Origin of the sequence: Cellulomonas sp. Leaf395, assembly GCF_001424125.1 — a bacterium.
GTDB lineage: Bacteria > Actinomycetota > Actinomycetes > Actinomycetales > Cellulomonadaceae > Cellulomonas.
This window is the reverse complement of sequence record NZ_LMQI01000003.1, coordinates 687956-713010: the sequence shown is the minus strand read 5'-3', so window position 1 is coordinate 713010 and position 25055 is coordinate 687956. Positions and strand designations below refer to the sequence as shown.

Here is a 25055-nt window from a genome sequence, read left to right as displayed (position 1 = left end):
CGTGACGTACGACCCGCACGAGCGGCGGTCCGTCCGCGCGTCGACGTCGCCCATCGGTCCACGGACTAGYTGTGATGTCCAAGGAGGTTGTCCCGCCGTTCGGCGGTGAGTCGGTCTGACAGACGAAGGCCCCCGGTTGTGAAGTGGAGCTGTCTAGTTCRCCGCTTCACCGACCGGAGGCCTTCGTGTCCCACGCTAACGCCGTCTTGACCCCACGAACTCGCGAACGGCTGGCACTGCTCGTCGTCAAGGACGGCTGGACGTATGCCGCCGCGGCCAAGATGTTCATGGTGAGTCCGCGCACCGCCAAGAAGTGGGCCGACCGCTACCGCGCAGAGAAGTCGGCTGGGATGGGCGACCGGAGCTCGCGACCCCGCTGCAGCCCGAACAAGACCAGCGCGCAGGTCGTCAAACAGATCGTTGCGCTGCGCTGGCGTCAACGACTCGGCCCGGTCCAGATCGGCGGCCGGCTCGGGCTGCCGGCGTCCACCGTGCACGCTGTGCTGAGCCGATGCCGGATCAACCGGCTCTCGCAGATCGACCGGGTCACCGGCGAACCGTTGCGACGCTACGAGCACGACCATCCGGGCTCGTTGATCCATGTCGACGTCACCAAGTTCGCCAACATCCCTGATGGCGGCGGGCACAAGTTCCTCAGCCGCCGCAGAGCAAGGCCAATGACATCGCCACGGCACGGCGCACGGGCGAACGCGGCAAGGCCTCCCGACCGGTTATCGGGACCGCCTACCTGCACACCGTCATCGATGACCACTCCCGGGTTGCCTACGCCGAGATCTGCACCGATGAGAAGACCCAGACCGCGATCGGGGTCCTGCGCCGGGCGGTCGCCTGGTTCGCCGAGCACGGCGTGACCGTCGAACGAGTGCTGTCCGACAACGGCAGCTGCTACCGCTCCTACGCCTGGCGAGACGCCTGCAACGAACTCGAGATCTGCCACAAGCGGACCCGGCCCTACCGCCCCCAGACCAACGGCAAGATCGAACGCTTCCACCGCACCCTCGGCGACGGCTGGGCCTACGCCCGCTTCTACGACTCAACCCAGCAACGCGACGCCGCTCTGCCTGGCTGGATGCACTTCTACAATCACCACCGCGCCCACTCCGCCCTCGGAGGCAAGCCGCCAGTCACCCGACTGACCAACCTCCCTGGACATCACAACTAGCCGGAGCCCAACCCAGCAACGCGACGCCGCTCTGCCTGGCTGGATGCACTTCTACAATCACCACCGCGCCCAGCTGGATGCACTTCTACAATCACCACCGCGCCCACTCCGCCCTCGGAGGCAAGCCGCCAGTCACCCGACTGACCAACCTCCCTGGACATCACAACTAGCCGGAGCCGCATCAGGAGGCGCCGTCGTCGTGCTGACCCATGAGCTCAGCGCCGCTTGCCACCGGACGCCCAGCCACGCCTCGTCGGAGGCGGACTGCCAGCCAGCACGTCCACCTCCGCGACACATCGGGCCTCGACCAGGAGGCGGCGAGGCCCGTGGATCGAGCCTGCGGGACCTGCGCGCCGCAACCTGGTCGGAGGGACAGGTTGTGGCCGCGCAGGGTCAGGCCGTAGCGTCACAATCCCGACATAGTGGTCGGACATGTAGCTCGGCACAGCGACGAGCCGTCGTCCTGCGCCACCGCGCGTGGACGCGGGCAGCGCCCCGCGCACCAGACGACATCGATCGCCGCGCGAAGGACCCCCATGATCACCACGCCTACCCTCACCCTGCGATTGGCCGCCAGTGCGCTCCTCGCAGTCGGCTTGACTGTCGTGGCCGCGCCAGCTCAGGCCAAGCAGCCGGACCTGGAACAGCAGGACCCCTTCGGGCCAGTTGAGCTTCCCGCCGGCGACGCGTGCGACTTCCCGCTGACGTACAGCGGCACCGGAGACCTGACAGCCACGAGCACCCACGGCAACGTCACCAAGGTCACCGGCTACGGCTCCACCCTCACACTGACGAATGCGGACACCGGCGAGACGATCACGCTGGAGTCCGCACCGTTCATGAACATCACGACGGCGCTGCCGAGCGGCGAGCAGCACATCCAGGCGCACGGGAGCAACCTGATCATCCTGTTCCCGACCGACGTGCCCGCCGGCCCGTCCACGACGCTGTACCAGGGCCACGTCAACTACACGATCGACACCGACTTCATCTGGACCATCCGGTCGAGCTCCGGTCCGACCGTCGACGTGTGCGCCGCGCTCAGCTGACCCGGCAGGCAGCGAGTCACCTAGACATCGCGGCGAGCCCGCCGTGCCACGAGCTCAGCACGCCTGACTTCACCGGAACCCGCGCCGGCCACGGCCTGGGAGCGCAGGTCGTCTGCGAGTCGAGCGCTGGACCGGGCTCAGCCGCGCGTTCTCGGTGCAACCTCGCGCACCATCACGCAGTTGACCAGCCCTTGGGTCGGTCGTAGATGAAGCCCTCGCGCTCGTACATCGTGCGAGTGCCGTTGTAGAGGAAGGACGAGTTCTTCTTCCGGACCCCGCCGGCGTGGGCCTTCCTCATGCCGGGAGAACAACCGGCGCGACCTCGACGATCGGGTTGCGGGCGATGGCGTGGTGCCGCAGGGCGTGGCCGACATCACGGTGGTCTCCATGCCAGCAGGTGTGCGGCGGTCCGCCCAACACGCACTAGGAGGCCCGAGATCGGCCAGCCCGAGGCCGAGTCCAGACCGATAAGTTCCGATAAATGGCCGATGGCCACGTCAGGCTCCCGTGTTCAGGATCCCGGCGTGGCCTCTGACCAGCACTTTTGGTGGAGCTGAGGGGATTCGAACCCCTGACCCCCTGCATGCCATGCAGGTGCGCTACCAGCTGCGCCACAGCCCCGCGGCCCCCCGAGGGGAACCACTCACGCCCGTAGGCGCTCGGAGAGTCTAGATCGAACGCGGCCCCAAACGCTAATCGGGGTCACGCGTCTCGGCGTCGGCGTCCGAGTCGCGCGTGGTGTCGGGTCCGGCATTCCAGTCCGTCGACGCGTCCGTGGGCCCGAGGTTGTACCCGACCATGCGCCAGGACGGCGAGAAGTCGCCGCGGGTGGCCACGAGCTCGGTCCAATGGGCGTTGAGCATGCCGGCGAAGCCGTGCCAGTCCGTCGGCATGCCGAGGAGGTCACCGACGGCACAGCTGATGGCGGAGCCGTGCGAGACGACGACCAGGGTGTCGTCGGGACCGAGCACGGCGGCGTGCTCGAGGATCCCCTCGCGGACGCGCTGGGCGACCTCGGCGCGGGTCTCGGCGCCGACGCCCTCGGGCTGTCCGCCGGCTCGCCAGACGGCGAACTCGTCGGCCCAGTCCCGGCGCAGGTCGTCACCGGTGAGCCCCTCCCAGATCCCGAACGCACGCTCGCGCAGCCGGGCGTCGACCGTGAGGTCGAGGCCGGCGGCCCGAGCCAGGAAGGCGGCCGTCTCGTGGGCACGGCTGAGGTCGGACACCACGATCGCGGTCGGCTCGTGCCGGGTCAGCAGCCGGGCGGCCGCGGTGCGGGCCTGCCAGCGGCCGACTGCGTCCAGGGGGATGTCCACCTGGCCCTGCAGGCGCGCCTCGGAGTTGTACGCTGTCCGACCGTGCCGGACCAGGAGCAGGCGCCCCGCCGTCACGCGTCGGTGCCCTCGTCGGTCCCCCGCGCGTCAGCGGGGAGATCGATCACGGGGCAGTCCTTCCACAGCCGCTCGAGCGCGTAGTACACGCGGTCCTCCGCGTGCTGGACGTGCACGACGACGTCGCCGAAGTCCACGAGGACCCAGCGGCCGGCGCCCTTGCCCTCGCGGCGGATCGGCTTGGCGCCGAGCTTGAAGAGCGCCTCCTCGACGGCGTCGACGATGGCGCCGACCTGCCGCTCGTTGGTGCCGGAGGCGATGAGGAAGACGTCGGTGAGGACGAGCTGCTCACTGACGTCGAGAGCGATGATCTCCTCCGCCTTGATGTCGGCGGCGGCACGAGCGGCCGCCACGGCCAGCTCGATCGCTCGTTCGGTCGCAGCCACAGGTCTCCTTGGTTCGGGTCAGGCAGGGTCAGGCAGGTCCGGCAGGCGTGCCGGTCACGACGTGGACGTGGGACGGCGCCGCGGCCGTGGAGCCGGAGTCGTCGTCGGACTGCTGGCTCAGCAGCAGGACGATGAGGAACCCGAGCACGAACGCGACGAGGGCCAGCACGATCAGGTGCAGCCACGTGTACGGGTGGCGCGGGCGCTCATCGTCGTCGTCGTAGTCGTCGTCCTCGTCGTGGGTGGTACCCGGTGCGACGGGTTCCGGTCGGACTGCCGCCGAGCCGGCGAACGCCGGCGCCGCGGGCTCCCCGCCTGCACGTGGGGCAGGCACGGTGCCCGACGGCGACAGTCCTGTCGGCGCCCACGCGGCCGGTGCGGGCGCGGCGTCCGGGGCGGCAGGCGCCTGCGCTCCCGACCACCCGGGCTGGTTCGTCGGCTGTGCGGTCGGCCGGCTCGTCGCCGGCGCCGCGGGCGCCCGTGCGGCCGACGGGGTGGGCTGCCAAGCGGCAGGCTGCGCTGTCGGGGCCGGTGCCTGCACGGGCTGCTGCTGCCACGGGGGCGGCTGCGGCGCGGGGACCTGCGGCGCGGGCGGCTGCGTTCCCCACGACCCGATGGTTCCGGCTGCCGCACCGGCGCCGGTCCAGCTGGGGCTCTCGCGACGGACGGGCGGAGCAGGGGTACCGGCCCGCGGGGAGGTCGTCGCGCGCTCCTGGGCCGGCGACCAGCCGGCGCCGGAGCTCGGCGCGGCCGGACCGGCCGGTTCGGCGCTGCGCTGACCCCACTGACCCGGAGCGCTCGCGGCGGGCGCCGGGCGGGAGGTCGCTGGGCTGGTCGGCGTGGCGGCTGCCGGGCGGGACGTCGCCGGGGACGACGGTGCAGCGGGATGCGGCACCGCCGGGGGCGCGGCGCCGGCGGGCCGCTGAGCGGCCGGAGGCCGGGAGATTGCGGGAGAGCTGCCGGACGTCTCGGGACGCGGAGTGACGGGCGGGGCGGCCGGACGGCTGGACGGTGCGGCAGCCGGTGCCTGCGTCGACCATGCGGGCGTACCGGAGCCGGCCGTCGCCGGGCGCGTGCTCGTCGGGTCCAGCGACGTGTCGCGGATCGATCGGCGGGACCGGCTGGCGTCGGCCGCGGTCCCTCGAGGCGGGGTCTCCTCGCCGCCGCCCGGCCCGCGCATGGCGCGACGGGAGACCGGCACGTCCGGCCCTCCGGGTGCGGCGGGCGCGGGCGTTGCCGCGGTCCCGGGGTCGGGTACGACGCCCTGGACGTCACCCGTCTCGGGGTTGCGATGGAGCTCGCGACGACGGCGCCGCTCTCCCGGTTCACTCATGACTGACCTCGATACAACCTGTGCTTGGCGATGTACTGGACGACCCCGTCAGGGACGAGATACCAGACCGGCTGCCCGGCGCGTGCACGTGCGCGGACGTCCGTCGAGGAGATCGCCAGGGCGGGAACCTCGAGGACGTGCACACGATCACCGGGGAGCCCGTCGACCGACAGTGCGTGCCCGGGGCGGGTGACCGCCACGAACTGCGCCATCGAGAAGAGCTCGTCGGCATCCTTCCACGTCAAGATCTGTGCGATGGCGTCCGCACCCGTGATGAAGAAGAGGTCGGCGTCGGGACGCGCGGTCCTGAGGTCGCGGAGCGTGTCCACGGTGTACGTCACACCCGAACGATCCACGTCGACGCGGCTCACGGTGAACCGCGGGTTGGACGCGGTGGCGATCACGGTCATCAGGTACCGGTGCTCGGGGGCGGTGACGTCCTGGTGCAGCTTGAACGTCGGCTGACCCGTCGGGACGAAGACGACCTCGTCGAGCTCGAACCGTGCGGCGACCTCGCTCGCGGCGACCAGGTGACCGTGGTGGACGGGGTCGAACGTGCCGCCCATCACCCCCAGGCGCGTCCTGCGAGTGTCGCGCGGCCGCTCCGTCATCTGCTCGGTGCCTTCCGGTCCGTCGGTCAGTGGCGCGTCCCGACACTCCGGAAGGCGAACGTGATGAGCAGCATCGCGACGAGACCCACGAACGCGCCGACGCCGAACACGACGGGCGGGAACGGCAGCTCGTTGGTGTGCTCGACGGCCTCAGCAGCGGCAATCAGGGCAGCGTGCACGTCAATCCTCCAAGGGTGGGCGCGAGAGCCAACAGTGTCGCACGACCGGCTGTGCGGTCAGGGTCGGACGTGCCCGTCTCCGTGCACGATCCACTTGGTGGTGGTGAGCTCCCCCAGCCCCATCGGCCCCCGTGCGTGCAGCTTCTGCGTGGAGATCCCGATCTCTGCCCCCAGGCCCAGCTGACCACCGTCCGTGAACCGGGTCGACGCGTTGACCATGACCGCCGCGGAGTCCACCTCGGCGACGAAACGTTCGGACGCCGCGAGGTCCCGCGTGATGATCGCCTCGGTGTGCCCGGAGCTCCACTCACGGATGTGCTCGAGGGCCTCGTCGAGCGAGTCCACGACGCGGACGGCGAGATCGAGGGAGAGGTACTCGGTGGCCCAGTCCTCGTCGGTGGCTGGCACGCAGGCGACCTCGTCGGGAGCGAGGGCGAGTGTCGTCTCGTCACCGTGGATCGTCACGCCCGCGTCGCCGAGCATCGCGAGGGCGACCGGCAGGAACTCGTCGGCGACCGCCTGGTGCACCAGCAGGGTCTCGGCGGCGTTGCAGACACCGACGCGCTGAGTCTTCGAGTTGAGCAGGATCGGGATGGCGACGGCGAGGTCGGCGGTCTCGTCGACGTAGACGTGCACGTTGCCGACGCCGGTCTCCACGACCGGCACCGTCGACTCCCGCACGACCGTCTGGATGAGGTCCGCTCCCCCGCGCGGCACGAGCACGTCCACGAGGCCGCGGGCGTGCATGAGCGCCACTGCTCCTTCACGACCCCAGGCGTCGATCGACTGGACGAGCGCGCCGGGCAGCCGCTGCGAGACGAGCGCCCGCGACAGGACGCCGACGATCACCTCGTTGCTCGCCGCCGCGGCCGAGCCGCCCCGCAGGATCACGGCGTTGCCGCTCTTGAGCGCCAGGCCCGCAGCGTCGACGGTCACGTTCGGCCGCGCCTCGTAGATCATGCCGACCACGCCCATGGGCACCCGCACCTGACGCATCCGCAGACCGTTCGGCAGGGTCTGGCCGCGCACGACCTCACCCACCGGGTCCGGCAGCGCGGCGAGCTCGCGCAGAGCGTCCGCGATGGCCACGATGCGCTCGCGCGTCAGCGCCAGCCGGTCCAGGAGCCCCGCGGAGGTGCCGTTCGCCCGGCCACGTTCCAGGTCCTCCGCGTTGGCCGCGACGATCTCGGGGGTGGCTGCGACGAGCGCGTCGGCCATCGCGTGCAGCGCGGCGTCCTTGGTGGCGCGGTTGGCGGTGGCGAGCCGACGGGAGGCGACCTTGGCCCGCTCGGCGACCGCGCGGACCTGCGCGGTCACGTCGGCCTCGGCTGTCGTCTGCACCTGCTGGTCGAGCGACGTCGTCATCGGACCAGGGTAGTCCCGGCGTTCGAGGGCGGTGGAAGGACGCTTGTCACGCGGGCGCTTTCGTGGGCAGCCCGGCGTCCTTCCACGCCGGGAAGCCACCCTCGACGTGCACCACATTGGTGAAGCCCTTGGCCCGCAGCTCCGCGGCAACCGGGCCGGACCCGCGGACCGAGCCGCAGACGACCACGATCGGCGTGTCCAGCGAGACGACCGGCGCGTGCCGCGTGGCTGCCGCCAGGTCGAACTCCTCGTCGATCGCGTACCGGTCACCGACGGTGGCACCGGGGATCGAGCCGGTGCGCGACCGGCCGAGCTCGCTGCGCACGTCGACGAGGAACGCGCCCTCGGCCACCAGCTCGGCGGCCTCCGCCGGGCTGACCACAGGCGCCAGCGCGGCTGCCTCGTCGAGGCTCAGGTTCTCGGCCGGGGCGCCGGCGCGGGCGGTGGTGTCAGTCATGGTGCTCTCCTTCGTGGTGGATTCGGGTCAGCCGTCGAGCAGGTGCGGCTGCGGGTGCCGCGCACCGACGACCGCGTCGGACGGCACGGCGTCGGTGATGGCGGCCAGGTCGGCGGCGTCGAGGACGAGATCGGCCGCCTCCACGTTGGACGCCAGGTGCGCTGCGTGGCGGGTGCCGGGGATCGGGACGACGTCGTCGCCCTGGGCCAGCACCCACGCCAGGGCGAGCCGCGCGGCCGGCACCCCGCGGGCGTCGGCGAGGGTGCGCAGGCGCTCGGCGAGCCGGACGTTGGCCGCGAACGCGTCCCCTTGGTAGCGCTCGTGCCGGGAGCGGGTGTCGCCGGGGTCGAACGCGGTCGACGTCACGGCGCCGCTGAGGATGCCCCGGCCGAGCGGTGAGAACGGGACGAAGCCGATGCCGAGCTCGCGCAGCGTCGGCAGGACCTCGTCCTCGACGCCGCGGTGGAACAGCGAGTACTCGCTCTGCACGGCCGCGACCGGGTGCACCGCGTGGGCCCGCCGGATCGTCGCGGCCGACGCCTCGGACAGGCCGATGTACCGGGCCTTGCCCGCGGCCACCACCTCGGCGAGCGCGCCGACGGTCTCCTCGATCGGCACCTGCGGGTCCACCCGGTGCAGGTAGTACAGGTCGACGTGGTCCCAGCCCAGCCGAGCCAGGCTCGCGTCGATGGCGCGGTGCACGTGCTCCGGTCGCCCGTCGACCTCCCTGCTTTGGACACCGAGCCCGACCTTGGTGGCGAGCACGACCGCGTCCCGATGGGGGGCCAGGAGCGGTCCGAGCAGCCGCTCGTTCTCACCGTCCGCGTACACGTCGGCGGTGTCGAAGAAGGTCACGCCCAGCTCGAGCGCACGCCGCACCGTGGCGACGGACTCCTCGCGGTCGGCGGTGCCGTAGGCGCCGGTCAACGACATGCCACCGAGACCGATCGGCGAGACGGTCAGTGGTCCGAGGGCGCGGGTCATGAAAGCTCCTTCTCGAAGCAGAGGTTGGTGGCATCTCCGAGCGAGATGGGCTGGGTGGTCGTGGTCATCTCAGCTCGAACCCCTGCGCCTGGAGCGCGGAGCGCAGCCGGTCGCGACCGTTGAGGGCGGCGGGACCGGACAGCCGGGCGAGCACCCGCTCGACCCACGAGTGGGACAACCCCTCCTCGGCGTAGAAGTCGCCGATCCGGCCCTCGTACGCGGCAACGGCGTCGGCGTGCTCGGCGTCGTCGTAGGTCTCGTGGTGCAGCACGGCCGACTGCGGCAGGCGCGGCTTGATGCGGGCGTTCTCACTGAGGTCCGGTCGGCCGACCACCAGGCCGAACGCGGCGAAGACGTGCTTCGGCAAGTGCAGCAGCTCGGCGACCTCCGCGGGGCGGTTGCGCAGCGCGCCGATGTACACGGTGCCCAGGCCGAGGGACTCCGCAGCCAGCACCGCGTTCTGCGCGGCCAGCGCGGCGTCGACGAACCCGACGACGGCCGACTCCAGGAAGTCCGCGCCCTCGGTCGGGGCCTCGTGAGCGGCGGCGATGGCGTGGGCCCGCCCGAGGTCGACGAGCCAGACGAGCAGCAGCGGCGCCTGCGTGATGTGGGCCTGGTGGCCCGCCAGCGTGGACAGGGCCTCACGGCGCTCGTCGTCGCGGACCGCCACGACGCTCCACAGCTGGAGGTTCGAGCTGGTGGCGGCGGACTGCGCGGCCGCGACGACAGCGGCGAGCTCGGCGGCGGTGACGTCGTCGGGCAGGTACCGGCGGACCGAGCGGTGGGCGAGCTGGAGCTCGATCACCTCGCTCGTGGCGAGGTCGGCGGGTGCGGCGCCGCCGTAGCGCGCCGCGACGGAGGACGGGAGGAGATCGACGGACATGGTGGATTCCCTGACGGAGTCGGGCGATCACCCGCCGTGCGGCGGGTCGGGTCACGCTCGGGCTGCTGCACCGCCTGCCGAGCCATACGGCGGAACTCCTGACCTGCGCAGGAGGGTCGGCTGCCCGCGCGACGATGTCAACGATCGGGACGCGCGTCTCACATCACGGGATTCCACGCGCCGTCTGCCGTGACGCGCATGTGGCCGGTTCGGGCGACTCGGGACGTTAGGCCCCTGGCCCGGACGGCCATACCCACGTAGGTTGTTCCGCGTAACGGAACCGCGTTCCATCCAGCCGAGACGCAGAGGTCACCTGGCACCGCGCGGGACGAAGCACCGACAGCCCCGAACCTCGCTCGGCCCTGCGCGGCACGAGCGACGCCCGCTCCCACGAGACAGGTGTCCTGTGACCGGAAACATCGTCCTCCCACCGCCCACCACGGCGGATGGCGCCCCTCCCCCCGTCGACCGCCGGAACCTGCACCGTGCAGCGTGGGCCGGCGGTATCGGGACCGCGCTCGAGAACTTCGACTTCACGATCTTCGGCACAGCGTCGGCGATCATCTTCAGCAAGATCTTCTTCTCCGACATGGACCCGATCTCCGGCATGCTCGCGTCGTTCGGCGTGCTGTTCGTCGGCTTCGGCGCCCGCCCGCTCGGCGGGATGTTCTTCTCCAAGTACGGCGACCGGCTCGGCCGCAAGTTCGTCATGGTCGCCACGCTGTTCCTGATGGGCACCGCGACGTTCGTCATCGGCCTGCTGCCCACCTACGCGATGGTCGGCATCTGGGCGCCGATCCTGCTGCTCATGGCCCGGTTCCTGCAGGGCTTCGGCGCAGGCGCCGAGCAGGCCAGCGGCATCGTGCTGCTGACCGAGACCGCCCCCAAGGGCAGGCGCGGACGCTTCTCCTCGCTGGTCTTCGTGGGTGCCGCCGCCGGTGCCGCGATGGGCGCTGTCGTGTGGATCCTCGTGCAGATGATGCCGGACGAGGCCTTGCTGTCCTACGGCTGGCGCCTCGTGTTCTTCAGCTCGATCTTCGTCACCATCGCGGCCTACGTCATCCGTCGCAAGGTCAAGGAGTCCCCGGTCTTCGAGGAGCTCAAGGCCGAGGGTGCCATCGAGGCGGCGGCGGTCTCCCCCGTCGTGGACGTGTGGAAGCACGGCAAGAAGCACCTGGCGCGCGTGTTCTTCATGAACATCGGCGCGAACTCGCACTCGTACATCTTCCAGGTCTTCATCGGTGCCTACCTGATCAACTATCTCGACATCGACTCCACGCTGATCCCGAAGTTCCTGCTCATCGGTGCGTTGTGCGCCTGCGTGTCCGCCGTGGTGTTCGGGATGCTCTCCGACCGGTTCGGCCGCCGGCGCATGTACCTGATCGTCACCGGCTTCCTGATGCTGTTCGCCGTCCCGGCGTTCCTCATCCTCAACACCGGCAACCTCGTCCTGATCTGCCTGGTCATCGTCGTCGGCTTCATGATCGCCTCGCAGGCCACCGTCGGGGTCCAGGCGGCGTACTTCCCCGAGCTGTTCGGGTCTCGGTACCGCTACGCCGGTGTCGCCCTCGGACGCGAGTTCTCCTCCGTCTTCGGCGGCGGCCTCGCACCGTTCATCTGCGCGGCGCTCATGACCTGGGCCACCGGGTCCTGGTGGCCGGTCGCGGTCTACATGGTCGTGATCATGGGCATCACCTTCGTCACCACCCTGTACGCCCCGGAGACGGTCGACCGCGACCTGCTCCTCGAAGAAGACGCGAACTAGCACGGTCCAGCACCGCCCGCCGCGCCGGGTGCACGACTCCCCGGCGCGGCGCACACCCGCTGCAGTGCCCGCACTCCTTGAGAGGTCTTCCATGGACCAGCGCTACGCCACGAGCCCGGAGAACGTGCCCGGGATGGACACCGCCGAGCTCCGCCGGCGCTACCTGGTCCAGGACCTGTTCGTCGCGGGCGAGGTCCGAGCGCTCTACACGCACCACGACCGCGTCGTGCTCGCCGGCATCAGCCCGCTGGACGTCGCGCTCGAGCTGGGCACGTTCCCGGAGATCCGCAGCGACCACTTCTTCGACCATCGCGAGGCCGGCGTCGTCAACGTCGGCGGCACCGGCACGGTCACCGTGGACGGCACGGAGCACGTGCTGTCCAAGGGGTCCTGCCTGTACATCGGTCGGGGCGCGCAGGCCGTGTCGTTCGCCGCGACGGACGCCTCCGGGAACGACGGTGCCGCGAGCTTCTACCTGGTCTCCGCGCCCGCCCACACCGCCTATCCGACCACGCTCGTCGAGGCCGGGCAGGGCACCCAGCGCGAGCTCGGCGACCCCCTCACCTCGAACCGCCGGACGCTGAACCAGTACATCCACGAGGACGGCGTCCGCAGCTGCCAGATCGTCATGGGCGTCACGCAGCTGCACCCCGGAAGCATGTGGAACACGTTGCCGGCGCACACGCACGACCGCCGGACCGAGTGCTACCTCTACTTCGACCTCCCGGCCGATGCCCGCGTCATCCACCTCATGGGCGAGCCGACGGAGAGCCGGCACCTCGTGGTCGGTGACCGCGAGGCCGTCATCTCCCCCAGCTGGTCCGTGCACTCCGGCGTCGGCTCCGCCAGCTACGCCTTCGTCTGGGCCATGGCCGGCGAGAACCAGTCGTTCGACGACATGGACGGCTTCGCGATCGCCGACCTGCGCTGACCGCTCCCGACTTCCCACCCCGTCACCCCACGCACAATGAGGAGCACCGTCCCGATGACGATCGCCAGCTACACAGAGAGCCTCTTCAGCCTCGAAGGGAGGCTCGCCGTCGTCACCGGCGGGAGCCAGGGCATCGGCCTGGCGATCGTGGAGTCGCTCGCAAGAGCCGGCGCCGACGTCATCGCCGTCAGCCACGACATTCCCGACGGCGCCAGCGAGGCCCGCAGCACCGTCGAGGGTCTCGGCCGCACATTCACCCCGCTGCGCGCGGACTTCTCGGTGCGCGCGGAGGTCACCGCGCTCGCCGCCGAGCTGGCCGGCCGGGACGTCGACATCCTCGTCAACAACGGCGGCACCATCCGCCGCACCCCGGCCGCCGAGCACAGCGACGAGGACTTCGACTACGTCCTCGACGTCAACCTGCGTTCGACGTTCGTCCTGTCCCGCGAGGTCGGCCGGTCGATGATCGCCCGCGGCGGCGGCAAGATCGTCAACACCGCCTCGCTGCTCAGCTTCCAGGGCGGCGTCAACGTGCCTGGCTACGCCTCGTCGAAGTCGGCGGTCGCCGGTCTGACCAAGGCCCTCGCCAACGAGTGGGCGCCCCTGGGCGTCAACGTCAACGCGGTCGCCCCGGGATACGTCGCGACCGCGAACACCACCGACCTGCGCGCGGACGCCGAGCGGAGCCAGGCGATCCTGGACCGCATCCCGGCCGGCCGCTGGGCCGAGGCGTCGGACATCGCCGGTGCGGTCCTGTTCCTGTGCTCGCACGCGGCGGACTACGTGCACGGCATCACGCTGCCCGTCGACGGCGGATGGCTGGCCCGATGACCGGGGTCCGGGTCGTCATCACCGAGTGCGACCACGACTCGTTCGGGGCCGAGCACGAGCTCGCCGGCGCGGCGGGGGCGGAGCTGGTCCTCACGCAGTCGACCACCTCGCAGGAGCTGGTCGCGAACGCGGCCGACGCCGACGCGATCCTCGTCCAGTACGCGCAGATCACCGCCGAGGTGATGGACGCGCTGCCCCGGCTGCGCGTCGTCGGCCGGTACGGGGTGGGCGTCGACTCGGTCGACGTCGCCGCGGCGACCGAGCGAGGGATCGCCGTGTGCAACGTGCCCGACTACGGCACGGAGTCGGTCTCCGACCACGCGATCGGCCTGGCGCTCGCCGCAGCCCGAGGCATCCCCCGGCTGGACCGCGGGTTGCGCGCCGGCTCCTTCGACCTGCCCGCGGTGCGTCCCCTCTTCCAGACCCGCGGCCGGGTGTTCGGCATCGTCGGCATGGGCCTGATCGGTACCGCCACCGCGCGCAAGGCCGCCGGCCTCGGGTACGAGGTGATCGGGTACGACATCGCGGCCACCCCCGGAGCGGCGACGTTCCACGGGTTCGCGTCCGTCAGCCTGGACGAGCTGCTCGAGCGGGCGCAGGTGGTCTCGCTGCACACCCCGCTCACGGACGTGACGCGCCACCTTATCGGGGCCGCGCAGCTGGCCCGGATGCGGCCGGACGCGATCCTGGTGAACACGAGCCGCGGCGGGGTCGTCGACGTCGATGCGCTGGTCGAGGCGCTGCGGACGGGGTCGATCCTCGGTGCGGCGATCGACGTGCACGAGACCGAGCCCCTGCCGGTCGGGCATCCGCTCACGCAGTTCGACTCGGTCGTGCTGACCCCGCACCTGGCCTGGTACACCGAGGAGTCCTACGACGAGCTCAAGCGCCGGACCATCGGCAACGTGCTCGAGGTCTGCGCCGGGCGCCCGCCCCGCGACATCGTCAATCCCGAGGTCCTGGGCGCTCCCGGACGCAACAGCGAGGTCGTCTCATGACCACCACCACGATGACCGCAGCCCGCTGGACGGCGCCCGACACCGTCGACGTCACGCAGGTCCCCACCCCCGAGGTGCCCGACGGCTGGGCCCTGGTCAGGGTCGCCTACAACGGCATCTGCGGGACGGACCTGTCGATCCTGCACGGGTCGCACCCGCGAGCGACCGCGCCGCTGATCATGGGGCACGAGATGTCCGGCTGGGTCGAGCGCGCCGGTGCGACCGGTCCCCCCGCGGGAACGCTGGTCGTCGTCGAGCCCCTGATCAGCTGCGGCGAGTGCCGGGCGTGCCGCGACGGGCTCACCCACGTGTGCCGTCGCCTGGGCCTGTACGGCATCGACGCACCGGGCGCGATGGCACAGCTCGTCGCCCTCCCGCCCGAGGTGCTGCACGCGGTCCCCGTCGAGGTAGACCCCCGCACGGCGTCGCTCGCGGAGCCGCTCGCGGTCGCCGTGCACGCCGTCGACCTGTCCGGCATGCGTGCGGGCGACACAGTCGCGGTCTACGGCGCCGGTCCGATCGGGGTGCTCACCGCGCTCGTCGCCCGGCACGCCGGGGCTGCTCATGTCGTCATCTCCGAGCCGAGCGCGTGGCGTCGGGACGTCGCCTCCGGGCTCGGGCTCACCGTCGTGGCCCCGGACTCGACGATGGCCCAGACCCTCGCCCCGCTCACGGACGGGGAGGGCGCCGACGTCACGTTCGACTCGGCCGCGCACCCGTCGGTGGCCGCCGAGGTCACCGCCGTCACCCGCGTGCGCGGCCGCATCGTCGTCGTCGGTGTCTACAAGCAGCCGACCCCGATCGACCTGCAGGCCGTCTGCTTCCTGGAGCAGACCGTCGTCGGGGTGCGCGTCTACACCTCGGCCGACATGACCCGCGCGATCGACCTGATCGCTACGGGCGTGCTCGACCTCGAGCGCTTCCCCACCCGGGTGTTCGCGCTCGACGACGTGGCCGCCGCCTTCGACGCCGCGGCGTCCGGCCAGGACTGCCTCAAGGTCCTGGTCACCCCCCTGACCGGAGAGGCCGACTCATGAGCACGCCGTTCGATCTGCACGGCAGGACCGCCGCCGTCACCGGTGGCGGACGCGGCCTCGGCCTCGGCATCTCGACGGCACTCCTGGAGGCGGGCGCCGACGTCGTCGTGTTCGGACGCAGCGACCTGCCCGCCACCCTCACCGAGCACGCCGCGACGCTCGGGCGGCGGGTGCACTTCGCCGCCCTCGACCTGGCCGACGCGGACGCCATCACCGCCACCGCCACGCAGGTGCTCGCGGAGCATCGGGTCGACATCCTCGTCAACAACGCGGGGACGCAGGACCGCCACCCCGCGGTCGACTTCCCTCTGGACTCGTGGGACCACGTCCTCGACGTGAACCTGCGCGCGGTGTTCCAGCTCTGCCAGCTGTTCGGCCGGCCGATGCTGGAGCGCGGCGAGGGCAAGATCATCAACCTCGCGTCCCTGCTGAGCTTCCAGGGCGGACTGACCGTCGCCGCGTACGCCGCGAGCAAGGGTGCGGTCGCCCAGCTCACCAAGGCGCTGTGCAACGAGTGGTCGGGGCAGGGCGTGAACGTCAATGCGGTCGCCCCCGGGTACATGGCCACCGAGATGAACGCCGCCCTGCTCGCCGACCCGGCACGGCTCGCCCAGCTCTCGGCACGCATCCCCGCCGGTCGGTGGGGACAGCCGGAGGACGTCGGCAACGTCGTCGTCTTCCTCGCCAGCGCAGCCTCCGCCTACGTGCACGGCCAGGTGCTGGCCGTCGACGGCGGCTGGCTCGCCCGCTGACCTCCCGCACCACCCCTTCGAAGAGATGAGCTCACCATGGATGTCCTGACAGCCCTGCGCACCACGCGCCTCGTGCCGGTGGTCGTGCTCGACGACGCCGCCGACGCCGACGCGCTCGCGGGCGCGCTGGTGGCCGGCGGCCTCCCGGTCGCCGAGATCACCTTCCGCACCGCCGCCGCCGAGGAGTCGATCCGGGTGATGGCCGGCCGGGGCGACATCCTGGTGGGTGCCGGCACCGTGCTGACCGTCGACCAGGTCGACCGCGCGGTCGGGGCCGGCGCCGGCTTCGTCGTCTCCCCCGGACTGAGCCGCGCCGTCGTGGAGCGGTGCCAGGAGCACGGGATCCTCGCACTGCCCGGTGCGATCACCGCGACCGAGGTGCAAGCCGCGCTCGAGCTCGGGCTGACCACGGTCAAGTTCTTCCCGGCGGGCACGTCCGGCGGCGCTCCGGCGATCGCCGCCCTGGCTGCTCCGTTCGGCCACGTCGGCTTCGTGCCCACGGGCGGCGTCGGCCCGGCGAACCTTGCCGAGTACCTCGCCCTGAGCAGCGTCGTCGCCGTGGGCGGCTCGTGGATGTGCCCGCGCTCGCTGGTGGGGTCGGGCGACTTCGACACCATCCGGGCTCTCACCCTCGACGCCGTCGCGCTGGTGACGACGCAGGTCAAGGAGCTCCAGCATGTCTGACCTGACTATCAGGCCCGCCTCCGAGTGCCGGTACGACGTGGTGTCCCTCGGCGAGGTCATGCTCCGCCTCGACCCCGGCGAAGGTCGCATCCGTACCGCCCGCTCGTTCCGCGTCTGGGAGGGCGGCGGCGAGTACAACGTCGCCCGTGGTCTGCGACGCGCGTTCGGGCTGCGCGGCGCCATCGTGACCGCGCTCGCGGACAACGAGGTCGGGCGCCTGGTCGAGGACCTCATCCTCACTGGCGGCCTGGACACGTCCTTCATCCAGTGGGTGCCCTACGACGGCATCGGCCGCCAGGTCCGCAACGGCCTGAACTTCACCGAGCGCGGCTTCGGCGTGCGCGGCGCGGTCGGCGTCTCCGACCGCGGCACCACCGCCGTCTCCCAGCTGAAGCCCGGCGACGTGGACTGGGACCACCTGTTCGGCGAGCTGGGAGTGCGTTGGCTGCACACCGGCGGCATCTTCGCCGCGCTGAGCGAGTCCGCCGCGCAGACCGTCATCGAGGCCGTCACGGCCGCGAAGCGGCACGGCACCGTCGTCTCCTACGACCTCAACTACCGGCCGAGCCTGTGGAAGGCCATCGGCGGGCTGGCCAAGGCGCAGGAGGTCAACCGAGAGATCGCGCCGTACATCGACGTGATGATCGGCAACGAGGAGGACTTCACCGCCTCGCTCGGCTTCGAGGTCGAGGGTGGCGATGCGTCGCTGGCCGAGCTCGAGGTGGACAAGTTCGCCGCCATGATCACCACCGCAGCCGCCGCCTACCCGAACTTCCGGGTCATCGGCACCACGATGCGCACCGTGCGGTCGGCGTCCGTCAACGACTGGGGCGCGCTCGCCTGGTCACCGTCGACGGGCGTCGTGCAGGCGACCCACCGCGAGCGGCTCGAGATCCTCGACCGCGTCGGCGGTGGCGACTCCTTCGCCTCCGGGCTGATCTACGGCCTGCTGGACGGTCAGACCCTGCAGACAGCCGTCGAGTACGGCGCCGCGCACGGGGCGCTGGCCATGACGACCCCTGGTGACACCACGATGGTCACCACCGCCGACGTCCTCAAGCTGGCCGGCGGAGGCGGGGCACGCGTGGACCGGTAGAAGGGGCCGCGACGGCGGGCGGGTCAGCGGCGCTTGCGGACCAGGACCAGGTCGTCGCGATGGACCAGCTCGCGGTCGTAGCCCGGGCCGAGCGACGCGCGCAGCTCGGAGGTCGAGCGGCCCAGCAGCGGCGGGACCTCGTCGGCGTCGTAGGACACCAGCCCTCGCGCCACCAGGTGACCGTCGGGGCCGACGAGCTCTACGGGGTCGCCCGCCTCGAACGTGCCCTCCACCCCGGTCACCCCCGCGGGCAGCAGCGACGTCCCCCGCTCGAGGACCGCCCGGACCGCACCGGCGTCGAGGACCAGCCGCCCGCGGGTGTTCGCCGCGTGCGCGAGCCACAGCCGGCGGATCGACGTGCGCCGACCGGTCGCGGTGAACCAGGTGCCGACATCCTCACCGGCGAGCGCCTGCGCGGCCTGCGCTGCGGACGTCAGGACGACTGGGACCCCGGACTGCGTCGCGATCGCGACGGACTCGAGCTTGGTGACCATGCCGCCGGTGCCGACCGCGCTCCCCCGCGATGCCACGTCGATGCCCTCGAGGTCCTGCGCGTGCACGACGGACGCGATCCTCCGGGACCCGTCGCGCGACGGCGGACCGGTGTAGAGCGAGTCGACGTCGCTCAGCAGCAGCAGCGCGTCCGCGTGCACCAGGTGCGAGACCAGGGCGGCCAGGCGGTCGTTGTCCCCGAACCGGATCTCGTCGGTGGCCACGGCGTCGTTCTCGTTGATCACGGGCACGATGCCGAGGTCGAGCAACCGGGTCAGCGCGCGGTGCGCGTTGCGGTAGTGCACGCGACGCACGGTGTCGTCGGCGGTCAGCAGCACCTGGCCCACCTGCAGCCCGTACCGGGCGAACGCGGCGGTGTAGTGCGCGACGAGGAGCCCCTGCCCGACGGAAGCTGCTGCCTGCTGCGTCGCCAGGTCCCGCGGGCGGGCAACCAGACCGAGCGGGCCGAGACCCGCGGCGATCGCGCCGGAGGACACCAGCACCACCTGCCCGCCGGCGGCTCGGCGTGCGGCGAGCACGTCGACCAGCGCGTTCAGACGTTCCGGAGCGAGCCGGCCGTCCGGTCCGGTCAGCGAGGACGAGCCGATCTTGACGACCACCCGGGACGCCGAGACCAGCTGTTGGCGGTCCTGCAGCGCGTCGACGGTCACGTGCCGCATTCTGCCGCGCAGACGCAGGCGGTCACGCGCTTATCCGATGCCCGGACACGCAGCCGGCCGTCAGCTCTCCGCCGCATCCGTCCAGACGCCGGCCTCGCGCTCGGTCCACAGCTCCTCGCGCGCCTCCGTCTTGGCGTCCATCCGCTCCTTGTACTCCTGGCGCTTCTCGCCACGCGTCGGCCGGGACCGGTCCTCGATCCGCAGGTCGACCCCGCGAGGACCGCCGAGGAACTCGGACCCGGTCATGAGCGTGGGCTCCCAGTCGAACACCACGGCGTTGTGCTCCGGGCCGATGCGCACCTCGTCACCCGCGACGGCACCGGCGGCGAACAGCTTCTCCTCGACGCCCAGTCGTGCGAGCCGGTCCGCCAGGTAGCCCACGGCCTCGTCGTTGGAGAAGTCGGTCTGGCGCACCCAGCGCTCGGGCTTCTCGCCGCGCACCCAGAAGTACACACCCTGGCCCTCGACCTCGCGGCGCGTCACCGTGAACCCGGCGTCGTCCACGGCCTTCGGACGAAGCACGATGCGGGTGTTCTCGGCCGCCGGGGCGTCGCGACGCGCCTTGTCGACGATCTCCCCGAGCGCGAACGTCAGCGGGCGCAGGCCCTCGTGGCTGGCGGTCGAGATCTCGAACACGCGGAACCCACGGGCCTCGAGGTCGGGCTTGACCAGCTCGGCGAGCTCGCGCGCCTCGGGGACGTCGATCTTGTTGAGCACGACGATCTGCGGGCGCTCCAGGAGCGGCACCCGGCCACCCTCGATGGAGAGGTCACCGGCGTAGGTCCGCAGCTCGACCTCGATGTCCTCGAGGTCCGACAGCGGGTCACGGTCGGGCTCGAGCGTCGCGCAGTCGAGCACGTGCACGATGACCGCGCAGCGCTCGATGTGCCGCAGGAACTCCAGCCCCAGCCCGCGCCCCTCGGACGCGCCCGGGATGAGCCCGGGAACGTCGGCGACGGTGTACCGCGCGCCGCCCGCCTGCACGACACCCAGGTTGGGCACCAGCGTCGTGAACGGGTAGTCGGCGATCTTCGGCCGGGCCGCGGAGATGGCGGCCACGAGGCTGGACTTGCCGGCGCTCGGGTAGCCGACGAGCGCGACGTCGGCGATCGTCTTGAGCTCGAGGACGATGTCCTGCTCGTCGCCGGGCTCACCGAGCAGGGCGAACCCCGGAGCCTTGCGGCGCTGCGACGCGAGAGCGGCGTTGCCCAGCCCACCGCGACCACCGGCGGCCGCCACGTACTGCGCACCGACGCCGACGAGGTCCGCGAGCACCGTGCCGTCAGGTGCCTTGACGACCGTGCCGTCGGGCACGCCGAGCACCAGGTCGGCGCCGGTCGAGCCGGAGCGGTGGTCACCCATCCCCTGCGTCCCGGACGGGGCGTGCCGGTGGGGCGAGTGGTGGTAGTCGAGCAGCGTGGTGACCTGCGGGTCGACCTCGATGATCACCGAGCCACCGTTGCCGCCGTTGCCCCCGTCGGGGCCGGCGAGCGGCTTGAACTTCTCCCGGTGGATGGACGCACAACCGTGCCCACCGTCACCGCCGGTCGCATGCAGCACGACCCGGTCGACGAATGTCACCACGGCTGAACCTCCCTTGCCATCACTACGTCTCGATCCTCACACGCGGAAGGGGCGCACCGCACCGGTGCGCCCCTCCACGAATGACCCGCCGCGAACCGTTGTCGCGGCGTCATGACAACTCAGACCTCGAGCTTGCGGTCGGTCTGAGCCTTCGTTCCACTTCCGGCGCGTGCCGCTCCGCGACACGCACCGTCCGTTGCACTACGGCTCAGACCTCGGCCGCCACGACGATGTCGATGACCTTGCGGCCACGGCGCGTCCCGAAGGTCACGGCGCCGGGGGCGAGGGCGAACAGCGTGTCGTCGCCGCCACGGCCCACGTTCACACCGGGGTGGAAGTGCGTGCCGCGCTGGCGGACGATGATCTCGCCGGCCTTGACGACCTGGCCACCGAAGCGCTTGACGCCCAGGCGCTGGGCGTTGGAGTCGCGACCGTTGCGCGAGGAGCTCGCGCCCTTCTTGTGTGCCATGACGAACCTGCTTTCGTGCTCAGAGAATGGGGGGCTGCGCGTGCCTCTGGCCGGACGGCCGACGGCGCGAGATCAGGAGATGCCGGTGACCTTGAGGCGGGTCAGCTTCTGGCGGTGACCCTGGCGCTTGCGGTAGCCGGTCTTGTTCTTGTACTTGAGGATGTCGATCTTGGGACCCTTCTCGTCCCGCACGACCTCCGCCGTCACCTTCACCTTGGACAGCGCCTTGGCGTCGGTGGTGACCTTCTCACCGTCGACGAGCAGCAGGGCGGTCAGCTCGATGGTCGACCCGGCCTGCGCGGCGAGGCGGTCGACGACGACGACGTCGCCCACCGCGACCTTCTCCTGGCGGCCGCCAGCCTTCACGATCGCGTACACCACGTTGCTGCTCATCTCTGCTCGTCGAACTGCTTGTCAACTGCTCAGTCAATGCTCTGGATCTGCCCGCCTGCGCCCGCGCACATCCCGCTGCCACCGGTATTCGCCGGTTCCCGTGGGGGTTCGCGTCGGCGCCGCTGCGGCGGCACACCTGACCAGCGCGCACACGACGCGCCGACGTTCTAGGGTACGGACCCCACGGCGCAGGGTCAAACCACACCGCCCCGCGGCCGGTGTGACGTGATCGACCGCACGTCTCGTGCCGTCCCGTCACGCACGGTCCGGCACAGAACCGCGGGCCGAGGCGCTGACTGCGTGCCCCACGCGCCTCGAGGACCTGGTCGCCGGCGCGCGGCTCGGGCCGCGCGACGAGGCGCTCGTGCCGGTCGTCCGACCGGCACGAGCCCCGCTGTCAGTCCCGCTGGGTGTCGACAGCGTCCGCCGGGTCGCCATGCGCAGACTCGGTGCCCTCCGCCTCGAACACGTCCGCGGGAACGGCCGTCAGCTCGAGCTCCTCGACCGGTGCGTCCGGCTCGGGCTCGGCCGCCGCCTGCGTGCCGGCGAACTCGGCGAACACGTCGAGACCGCGCGCGCTCGGCGCCACCGGTTCCGCCGTGTGGGCCGGCGCGGCGACAGGCAGCGCGTGGTGCTCGTGCTCGTGCTCGTGGGCGTGCGCCGCAGCCGCGGCGATCGTCGCGAGGGTCGCCTTGACGGCCTCACGGGCCTCGGGCAGGACGGGCACGCCCGCGTGCGGGACGTGCGCGACCGGCTCCTTGGCACCGCCACGCTTGCGGCGTGACCGCTTGGCAGCGTCCCCCTCGGCGGCGGGCGTCGCAGGCTGCTGCTGGGCTCCGGCGTCGGGACGCTGGTTGTTCTTCTCGATCGGCTCCTCGTGCACGATGAAGCCGCGCCCGTGGCAGTGCTCGCACGTCTCGCTGAACGCCTCGACCAGGCCCTGGCCGACCCGCTTGCGCGTCATCTGGACCAGGCCGAGCGAGGTGACCTCGGCGACCTGGTGCTTGGTCCGGTCGCGGCCCAGGCACTCCACCAGGCGGCGCAGCACGAGGTCGCGGTTGGACTCGAGCACCATGTCGATGAAGTCGATGACGATGATGCCGCCGATGTCGCGCAGGCGGAGCTGGCGGACGATCTCCTCGGCGGCCTCGAGGTTGTTGCGCGTGACGGTCTCCTCGAGCGTGCCGCCCGAGCCCGTGAACTTGCCGGTGTTCACGTCGACGACCGTCATTGCCTCGGTGCGGTCGATCACCAGCGAGCCGCCCGAGGGCAGCCAGACCTTGCGGTCCATGCCCTTGGCCAGCTGCTCGTCGATGCGGTGCTCGGCGAAGACGTCCGCGTCGGACTCCCAGCGGGACACCTTCTGCGCCAGGTCCGGGGCGAGCTCGTCGATGTACGACGAGATGGTGGACCAGGCGTCGGCACCCTCGACCACGAGCGAGGAGAAGTCGTCGTTGAAGATGTCGCGGACCACGCGGATGGCCATGTCCGGCTCACCCTGGAGCAGGGCCGGGGCCGACGCGGTCTTCGACTTCTTCTCGATGGCCTCCCACTGCCCCTGCAGGCGGGCGATGTCCGCGCGCAGCTCGTCCTCGCTGGCACCCTCGGCGGCCGTACGGACGATGACGCCCGCGGAGTCCGGGACGATCTCGCGCAGGATCTTCTTGAGGCGGTTGCGCTCGGTGTCGGGGAGCTTGCGGCTGATGCCGGTCATGCCGCCGCCGGGCACGTACACCAGGTACCGGCCGGCGAGCGTGACCTGCGAGGTCAGGCGGGCGCCCTTGTGCCCGATGGGGTCCTTGGTGACCTGCACGAGCACCGGGTCACCCGACTTGAGCGCCTGCTCGATGCGGCGCGCGGAGCCGCCCTCGAGCCCGGCGGCGTCCCAGTTGACCTCACCGGCGTACAGCACGGCGTTGCGGCCCTTGCCGACGTCGACGAACGCTGCCTCCATGCTGGGCAGCACGTTCTGCACGCGACCGAGGTAGACGTTCCCGACCATCGACGACTGCGCCTGGTTGGAGACGTAGTGCTCGACGAGCACACCGTCCTCGAGCACGGCGATCTGGGTGCGGGCGTTCTTCTCGCGCACGATCATCGAGCGGTCCACCGACTCGCGGCGGGCGAGGAACTCGGACTCCGTGATGATCTGGCGGCGACGGCCGGCGTCGCGACCGTCCCGGCGGCGCTGACGCTTGGCCTCGAGTCGCGTGGAGCCGCGCAGTGCGGTGACCTCGTCGCTCGGCGCCCGCGTGCGGGCCGGGCGGGCCTCGACCTGGTCGCCGGAGTCGCCCCGCGAGGAGCCGCGACGACGGCGGCGACGGCGACGGCTCGACCCGTCGCCCTCACCCGCGGAGTCGTCGGCGTCGGACTCGGTGTCGCCCTCGGCGCTCTCGTCGGACTCGTCGTCCGACTCGTCGGCGTCCTCGGTCGCGCCGCCGGACTCGGGCCGGCTGCGCCGACCCCGACCGCCACGGCGACGACGGCGACGGGGTGCACCAGCGGCGGCCTCGTCGGACGCCTCGTCCTCGTCGTCCTCGTCCGTCTCGACCTGGTCGTCGACGATCTGGTCCTCGACGACACCCTCGGCGGGGATCTCGTCGGCGGGGACCTCGTCCTGGGGTTCGACGTCCTCGGTCGCGTCGTCGTCGGCCGGTGTCGCGTCGGCGCTGCGGCCACGACGGCCCCGGCGACGCGAACCGCGCGACGCGGGCGCGGTGGTCCGCTCGCTCGACTCGGCCTGCTCGGCGCTCCCGGCGTCGGTCGTGTCCTCGGCGGCGTCGCGCTCGGCGCGGTGGGCAGCCTCCGAGATCTCCTCCGGCGAGCCCGTGCTGGCCTGAGCGCGGCGGCGACGGGGCCGGGCCGCGCTGGGGTCCGGCGCCTGGAAGAGGAGCGCGGTCGTGGCGAAGCGCGACCCGGTGGAGGTGGTGCTCGTCGTGGCGTTCGCCTGCTCGACCGGCTCCGCCGCCTGAGTCGTGGCGGCCAGCTCGGCGAGGACGTCGAGGGGTGCGGGGCTGTCGACCTCCTCGTCGTCCTCGACCTCGGCGACCGGCTCGTCGACCGGCTCGGGGGCCGGCTCCGGCGCGGCGGCGGCACGGGTCCCCGAGCGGCGACGACGCGGCGCGGCCTTGGCGGGCTCGGGCTCGGGCGCGGTCGGCTCGGGGGCCTCGTCGACGGCGGGCTGAGCCTCGGCCTCGGCCGGCGCGGTGGAGGGTGCGTCGTCGGACGCGACGGTGGTGACCGTGCGCGTCACGCGACGGGACTTCTTCTTGGGCGGGGCGGGCGGCGCGTCGGCGCTGGGCTCCTCGACGACAGGCACTGGGTCCGGTGCCGGCTCGACAGACGGCTCGGCGGGTGCCTGCACGGTGACCACGGCGTCGGCCGGGGTGTCGTTGCCGGGAGCGGCGGTCACGCGGGTGGCACGGCGGCGGCGCGGGGGTGCGGGCGGTGCCTCACCCCCGGCGGTCGTCACGTCTGTGGTGGGGGTGTTCTCGTCGGTCACGCGAAGTGCTCCTGGGTACC

The 25055-nt window shown here is 71.8% G+C and carries 24 protein-coding genes, 1 tRNA gene and 2 pseudogenes; 11 read left to right on the top strand and 16 right to left on the bottom strand.

Translation table 11 applies throughout. From position 1 onward, the window contains the following. Positions 1 to 185 precede the first annotated feature (185 nt). The 3 genes and pseudogenes from ASG23_RS11150 (at position 186) to ASG23_RS11145 (ending at position 2232) form a co-directional block, all read left to right on the top strand. Positions 186 to 1183 (top strand): annotated as a pseudogene (locus ASG23_RS11150) (IS481 family transposase). Positions 1184 to 1242: 59 nt separating this feature from the next. Then, positions 1243 to 1353 (top strand): annotated as a pseudogene (locus tag ASG23_RS19895) (IS481 family transposase); the annotation flags it as partial. 366 nt (positions 1354 to 1719) lie between these two features. Beyond that, positions 1720 to 2232: a hypothetical protein gene (locus ASG23_RS11145; RefSeq protein ID WP_056024376.1), complete on the top strand. Its 513-nt coding sequence runs from the start codon at positions 1720 to 1722 to the stop codon at positions 2230 to 2232. Positions 2233 to 2404: 172 nt separating this feature from the next. On the opposite strand, the gene ASG23_RS20695 is transcribed toward ASG23_RS11145, so the two are convergent. The 11 genes from ASG23_RS20695 to ASG23_RS11100 all read right to left on the bottom strand — a co-directional run bounded on the left by ASG23_RS20695 (position 2405) and on the right by ASG23_RS11100 (position 9821). Then, the gene (locus tag ASG23_RS20695; RefSeq protein WP_268760891.1) at positions 2405 to 2530 is read right to left on the bottom strand and encodes a hypothetical protein; all 126 of its coding nucleotides are present in this window, start codon (positions 2528 to 2530) and stop codon (positions 2405 to 2407) included. Between the two features lie 247 nt (positions 2531 to 2777). Further along, a tRNA-Ala gene (locus tag ASG23_RS11140) sits at positions 2778 to 2853 on the bottom strand. A 71-nt stretch (positions 2854 to 2924) separates the two neighbouring features. Continuing rightward, positions 2925 to 3623, bottom strand: coding sequence for a histidine phosphatase family protein (locus ASG23_RS11135; RefSeq protein ID WP_056024373.1), 699 nt, complete (start codon positions 3621 to 3623; stop codon positions 2925 to 2927). After that, positions 3620 to 4009 (bottom strand): ribosome silencing factor, encoded by a 390-nt coding sequence (rsfS, locus tag ASG23_RS11130; RefSeq protein ID WP_056024370.1) that lies wholly within the window; start codon positions 4007 to 4009, stop codon positions 3620 to 3622. The genes ASG23_RS11135 and rsfS overlap by 4 nt, the downstream gene beginning before the upstream one ends. Positions 4010 to 4037: 28 nt before the next feature. Beyond that, positions 4038 to 5342: a hypothetical protein gene (locus ASG23_RS19885; RefSeq protein ID WP_157465614.1), complete on the bottom strand. Its 1305-nt coding sequence runs from the start codon at positions 5340 to 5342 to the stop codon at positions 4038 to 4040. Beyond that, entirely contained in the window at positions 5339 to 5953 is a 615-nt protein-coding gene (gene nadD, locus ASG23_RS11120; protein WP_082516075.1) for a nicotinate-nucleotide adenylyltransferase, read from the bottom strand. Before nadD ends, ASG23_RS19885 begins: the two co-directional genes overlap by 4 nt. Positions 5954 to 5979: 26 nt before the next feature. Then, entirely contained in the window at positions 5980 to 6132 is a 153-nt protein-coding gene (locus tag ASG23_RS20300) for a hypothetical protein (RefSeq protein WP_200941564.1), read from the bottom strand. 57 nt (positions 6133 to 6189) lie between these two features. Continuing rightward, on the bottom strand, positions 6190 to 7497 hold the full coding sequence (locus ASG23_RS11115) for a glutamate-5-semialdehyde dehydrogenase (RefSeq protein WP_056024361.1): 1308 nt from the start codon (positions 7495 to 7497) through the stop codon (positions 6190 to 6192). Between the two features lie 46 nt (positions 7498 to 7543). After that, positions 7544 to 7954 carry a rhodanese-like domain-containing protein gene (locus ASG23_RS11110; RefSeq protein ID WP_056024359.1) on the bottom strand — a complete coding sequence of 137 codons (411 nt, stop codon included), beginning with the start codon at positions 7952 to 7954 and terminating at the stop codon, positions 7544 to 7546. Positions 7955 to 7981: 27 nt separating this feature from the next. Next, complete coding sequence (locus tag ASG23_RS11105; protein ID WP_056024356.1) at positions 7982 to 8938, bottom strand: aldo/keto reductase; 957 nt, start codon at positions 8936 to 8938, stop codon at positions 7982 to 7984. A 64-nt stretch (positions 8939 to 9002) separates the two neighbouring features. Then, entirely contained in the window at positions 9003 to 9821 is an 819-nt protein-coding gene (locus tag ASG23_RS11100) for a nitroreductase family protein (protein ID WP_056024353.1), read from the bottom strand. A gap of 406 nt (positions 9822 to 10227) precedes the next feature. Between ASG23_RS11100 and ASG23_RS11095 the strand changes: the two genes are divergently transcribed. The 8 genes from ASG23_RS11095 to ASG23_RS11060 all read left to right on the top strand — a co-directional run bounded on the left by ASG23_RS11095 (position 10228) and on the right by ASG23_RS11060 (position 17915). Beyond that, positions 10228 to 11586: an MFS transporter gene (locus ASG23_RS11095; RefSeq protein ID WP_200941563.1), complete on the top strand. Its 1359-nt coding sequence runs from the start codon at positions 10228 to 10230 to the stop codon at positions 11584 to 11586. A 91-nt stretch (positions 11587 to 11677) separates the two neighbouring features. Then, complete coding sequence (kduI, locus tag ASG23_RS11090) at positions 11678 to 12517, top strand: 5-dehydro-4-deoxy-D-glucuronate isomerase (protein WP_056024350.1); 840 nt, start codon at positions 11678 to 11680, stop codon at positions 12515 to 12517. Positions 12518 to 12571: 54 nt separating this feature from the next. Continuing rightward, positions 12572 to 13348, top strand: coding sequence for an SDR family oxidoreductase (locus tag ASG23_RS11085; protein WP_056024347.1), 777 nt, complete (start codon positions 12572 to 12574; stop codon positions 13346 to 13348). Next, entirely contained in the window at positions 13333 to 14346 is a 1014-nt protein-coding gene (locus ASG23_RS11080; RefSeq protein WP_056024344.1) for a C-terminal binding protein, read from the top strand. Before ASG23_RS11085 ends, ASG23_RS11080 begins: the two co-directional genes overlap by 16 nt. Then, positions 14343 to 15383: a zinc-dependent alcohol dehydrogenase gene (locus tag ASG23_RS11075; RefSeq protein ID WP_056024341.1), complete on the top strand. Its 1041-nt coding sequence runs from the start codon at positions 14343 to 14345 to the stop codon at positions 15381 to 15383. The genes ASG23_RS11080 and ASG23_RS11075 overlap by 4 nt, the downstream gene beginning before the upstream one ends. Next, on the top strand, positions 15380 to 16135 hold the full coding sequence (locus ASG23_RS11070) for a glucose 1-dehydrogenase (RefSeq protein ID WP_056024338.1): 756 nt from the start codon (positions 15380 to 15382) through the stop codon (positions 16133 to 16135). The genes ASG23_RS11075 and ASG23_RS11070 overlap by 4 nt, the downstream gene beginning before the upstream one ends. A gap of 36 nt (positions 16136 to 16171) precedes the next feature. After that, a complete protein-coding gene (gene eda, locus ASG23_RS11065) occupies positions 16172 to 16819 on the top strand; it encodes a bifunctional 4-hydroxy-2-oxoglutarate aldolase/2-dehydro-3-deoxy-phosphogluconate aldolase (RefSeq protein ID WP_056024336.1) in 648 nt (215 codons plus the stop codon). After that, a complete protein-coding gene (locus tag ASG23_RS11060) occupies positions 16812 to 17915 on the top strand; it encodes a sugar kinase (protein WP_056024333.1) in 1104 nt (367 codons plus the stop codon). Before eda ends, ASG23_RS11060 begins: the two co-directional genes overlap by 8 nt. Before the next feature lie 23 nt (positions 17916 to 17938). Here ASG23_RS11060 and proB read toward each other — a convergent pair whose 3' ends face one another. The 5 genes from proB to ASG23_RS11035 all read right to left on the bottom strand — a co-directional run bounded on the left by proB (position 17939) and on the right by ASG23_RS11035 (position 25035). Further along, entirely contained in the window at positions 17939 to 19087 is a 1149-nt protein-coding gene (gene proB, locus ASG23_RS11055) for a glutamate 5-kinase (protein WP_056024330.1), read from the bottom strand. A 60-nt stretch (positions 19088 to 19147) separates the two neighbouring features. Continuing rightward, positions 19148 to 20671: a GTPase ObgE gene (gene obgE, locus ASG23_RS11050; RefSeq protein ID WP_056024327.1), complete on the bottom strand. Its 1524-nt coding sequence runs from the start codon at positions 20669 to 20671 to the stop codon at positions 19148 to 19150. 208 nt (positions 20672 to 20879) lie between these two features. Then, on the bottom strand, positions 20880 to 21140 hold the full coding sequence (gene rpmA, locus ASG23_RS11045) for a 50S ribosomal protein L27 (protein WP_055913072.1): 261 nt from the start codon (positions 21138 to 21140) through the stop codon (positions 20880 to 20882). 72 nt (positions 21141 to 21212) lie between these two features. Beyond that, positions 21213 to 21521: a 50S ribosomal protein L21 gene (rplU, locus tag ASG23_RS11040; protein ID WP_200941577.1), complete on the bottom strand. Its 309-nt coding sequence runs from the start codon at positions 21519 to 21521 to the stop codon at positions 21213 to 21215. Positions 21522 to 21930: 409 nt separating this feature from the next. Next, positions 21931 to 25035, bottom strand: coding sequence for an Rne/Rng family ribonuclease (locus ASG23_RS11035; protein ID WP_056024322.1), 3105 nt, complete (start codon positions 25033 to 25035; stop codon positions 21931 to 21933). Positions 25036 to 25055: the final 20 nt, after the last annotated feature.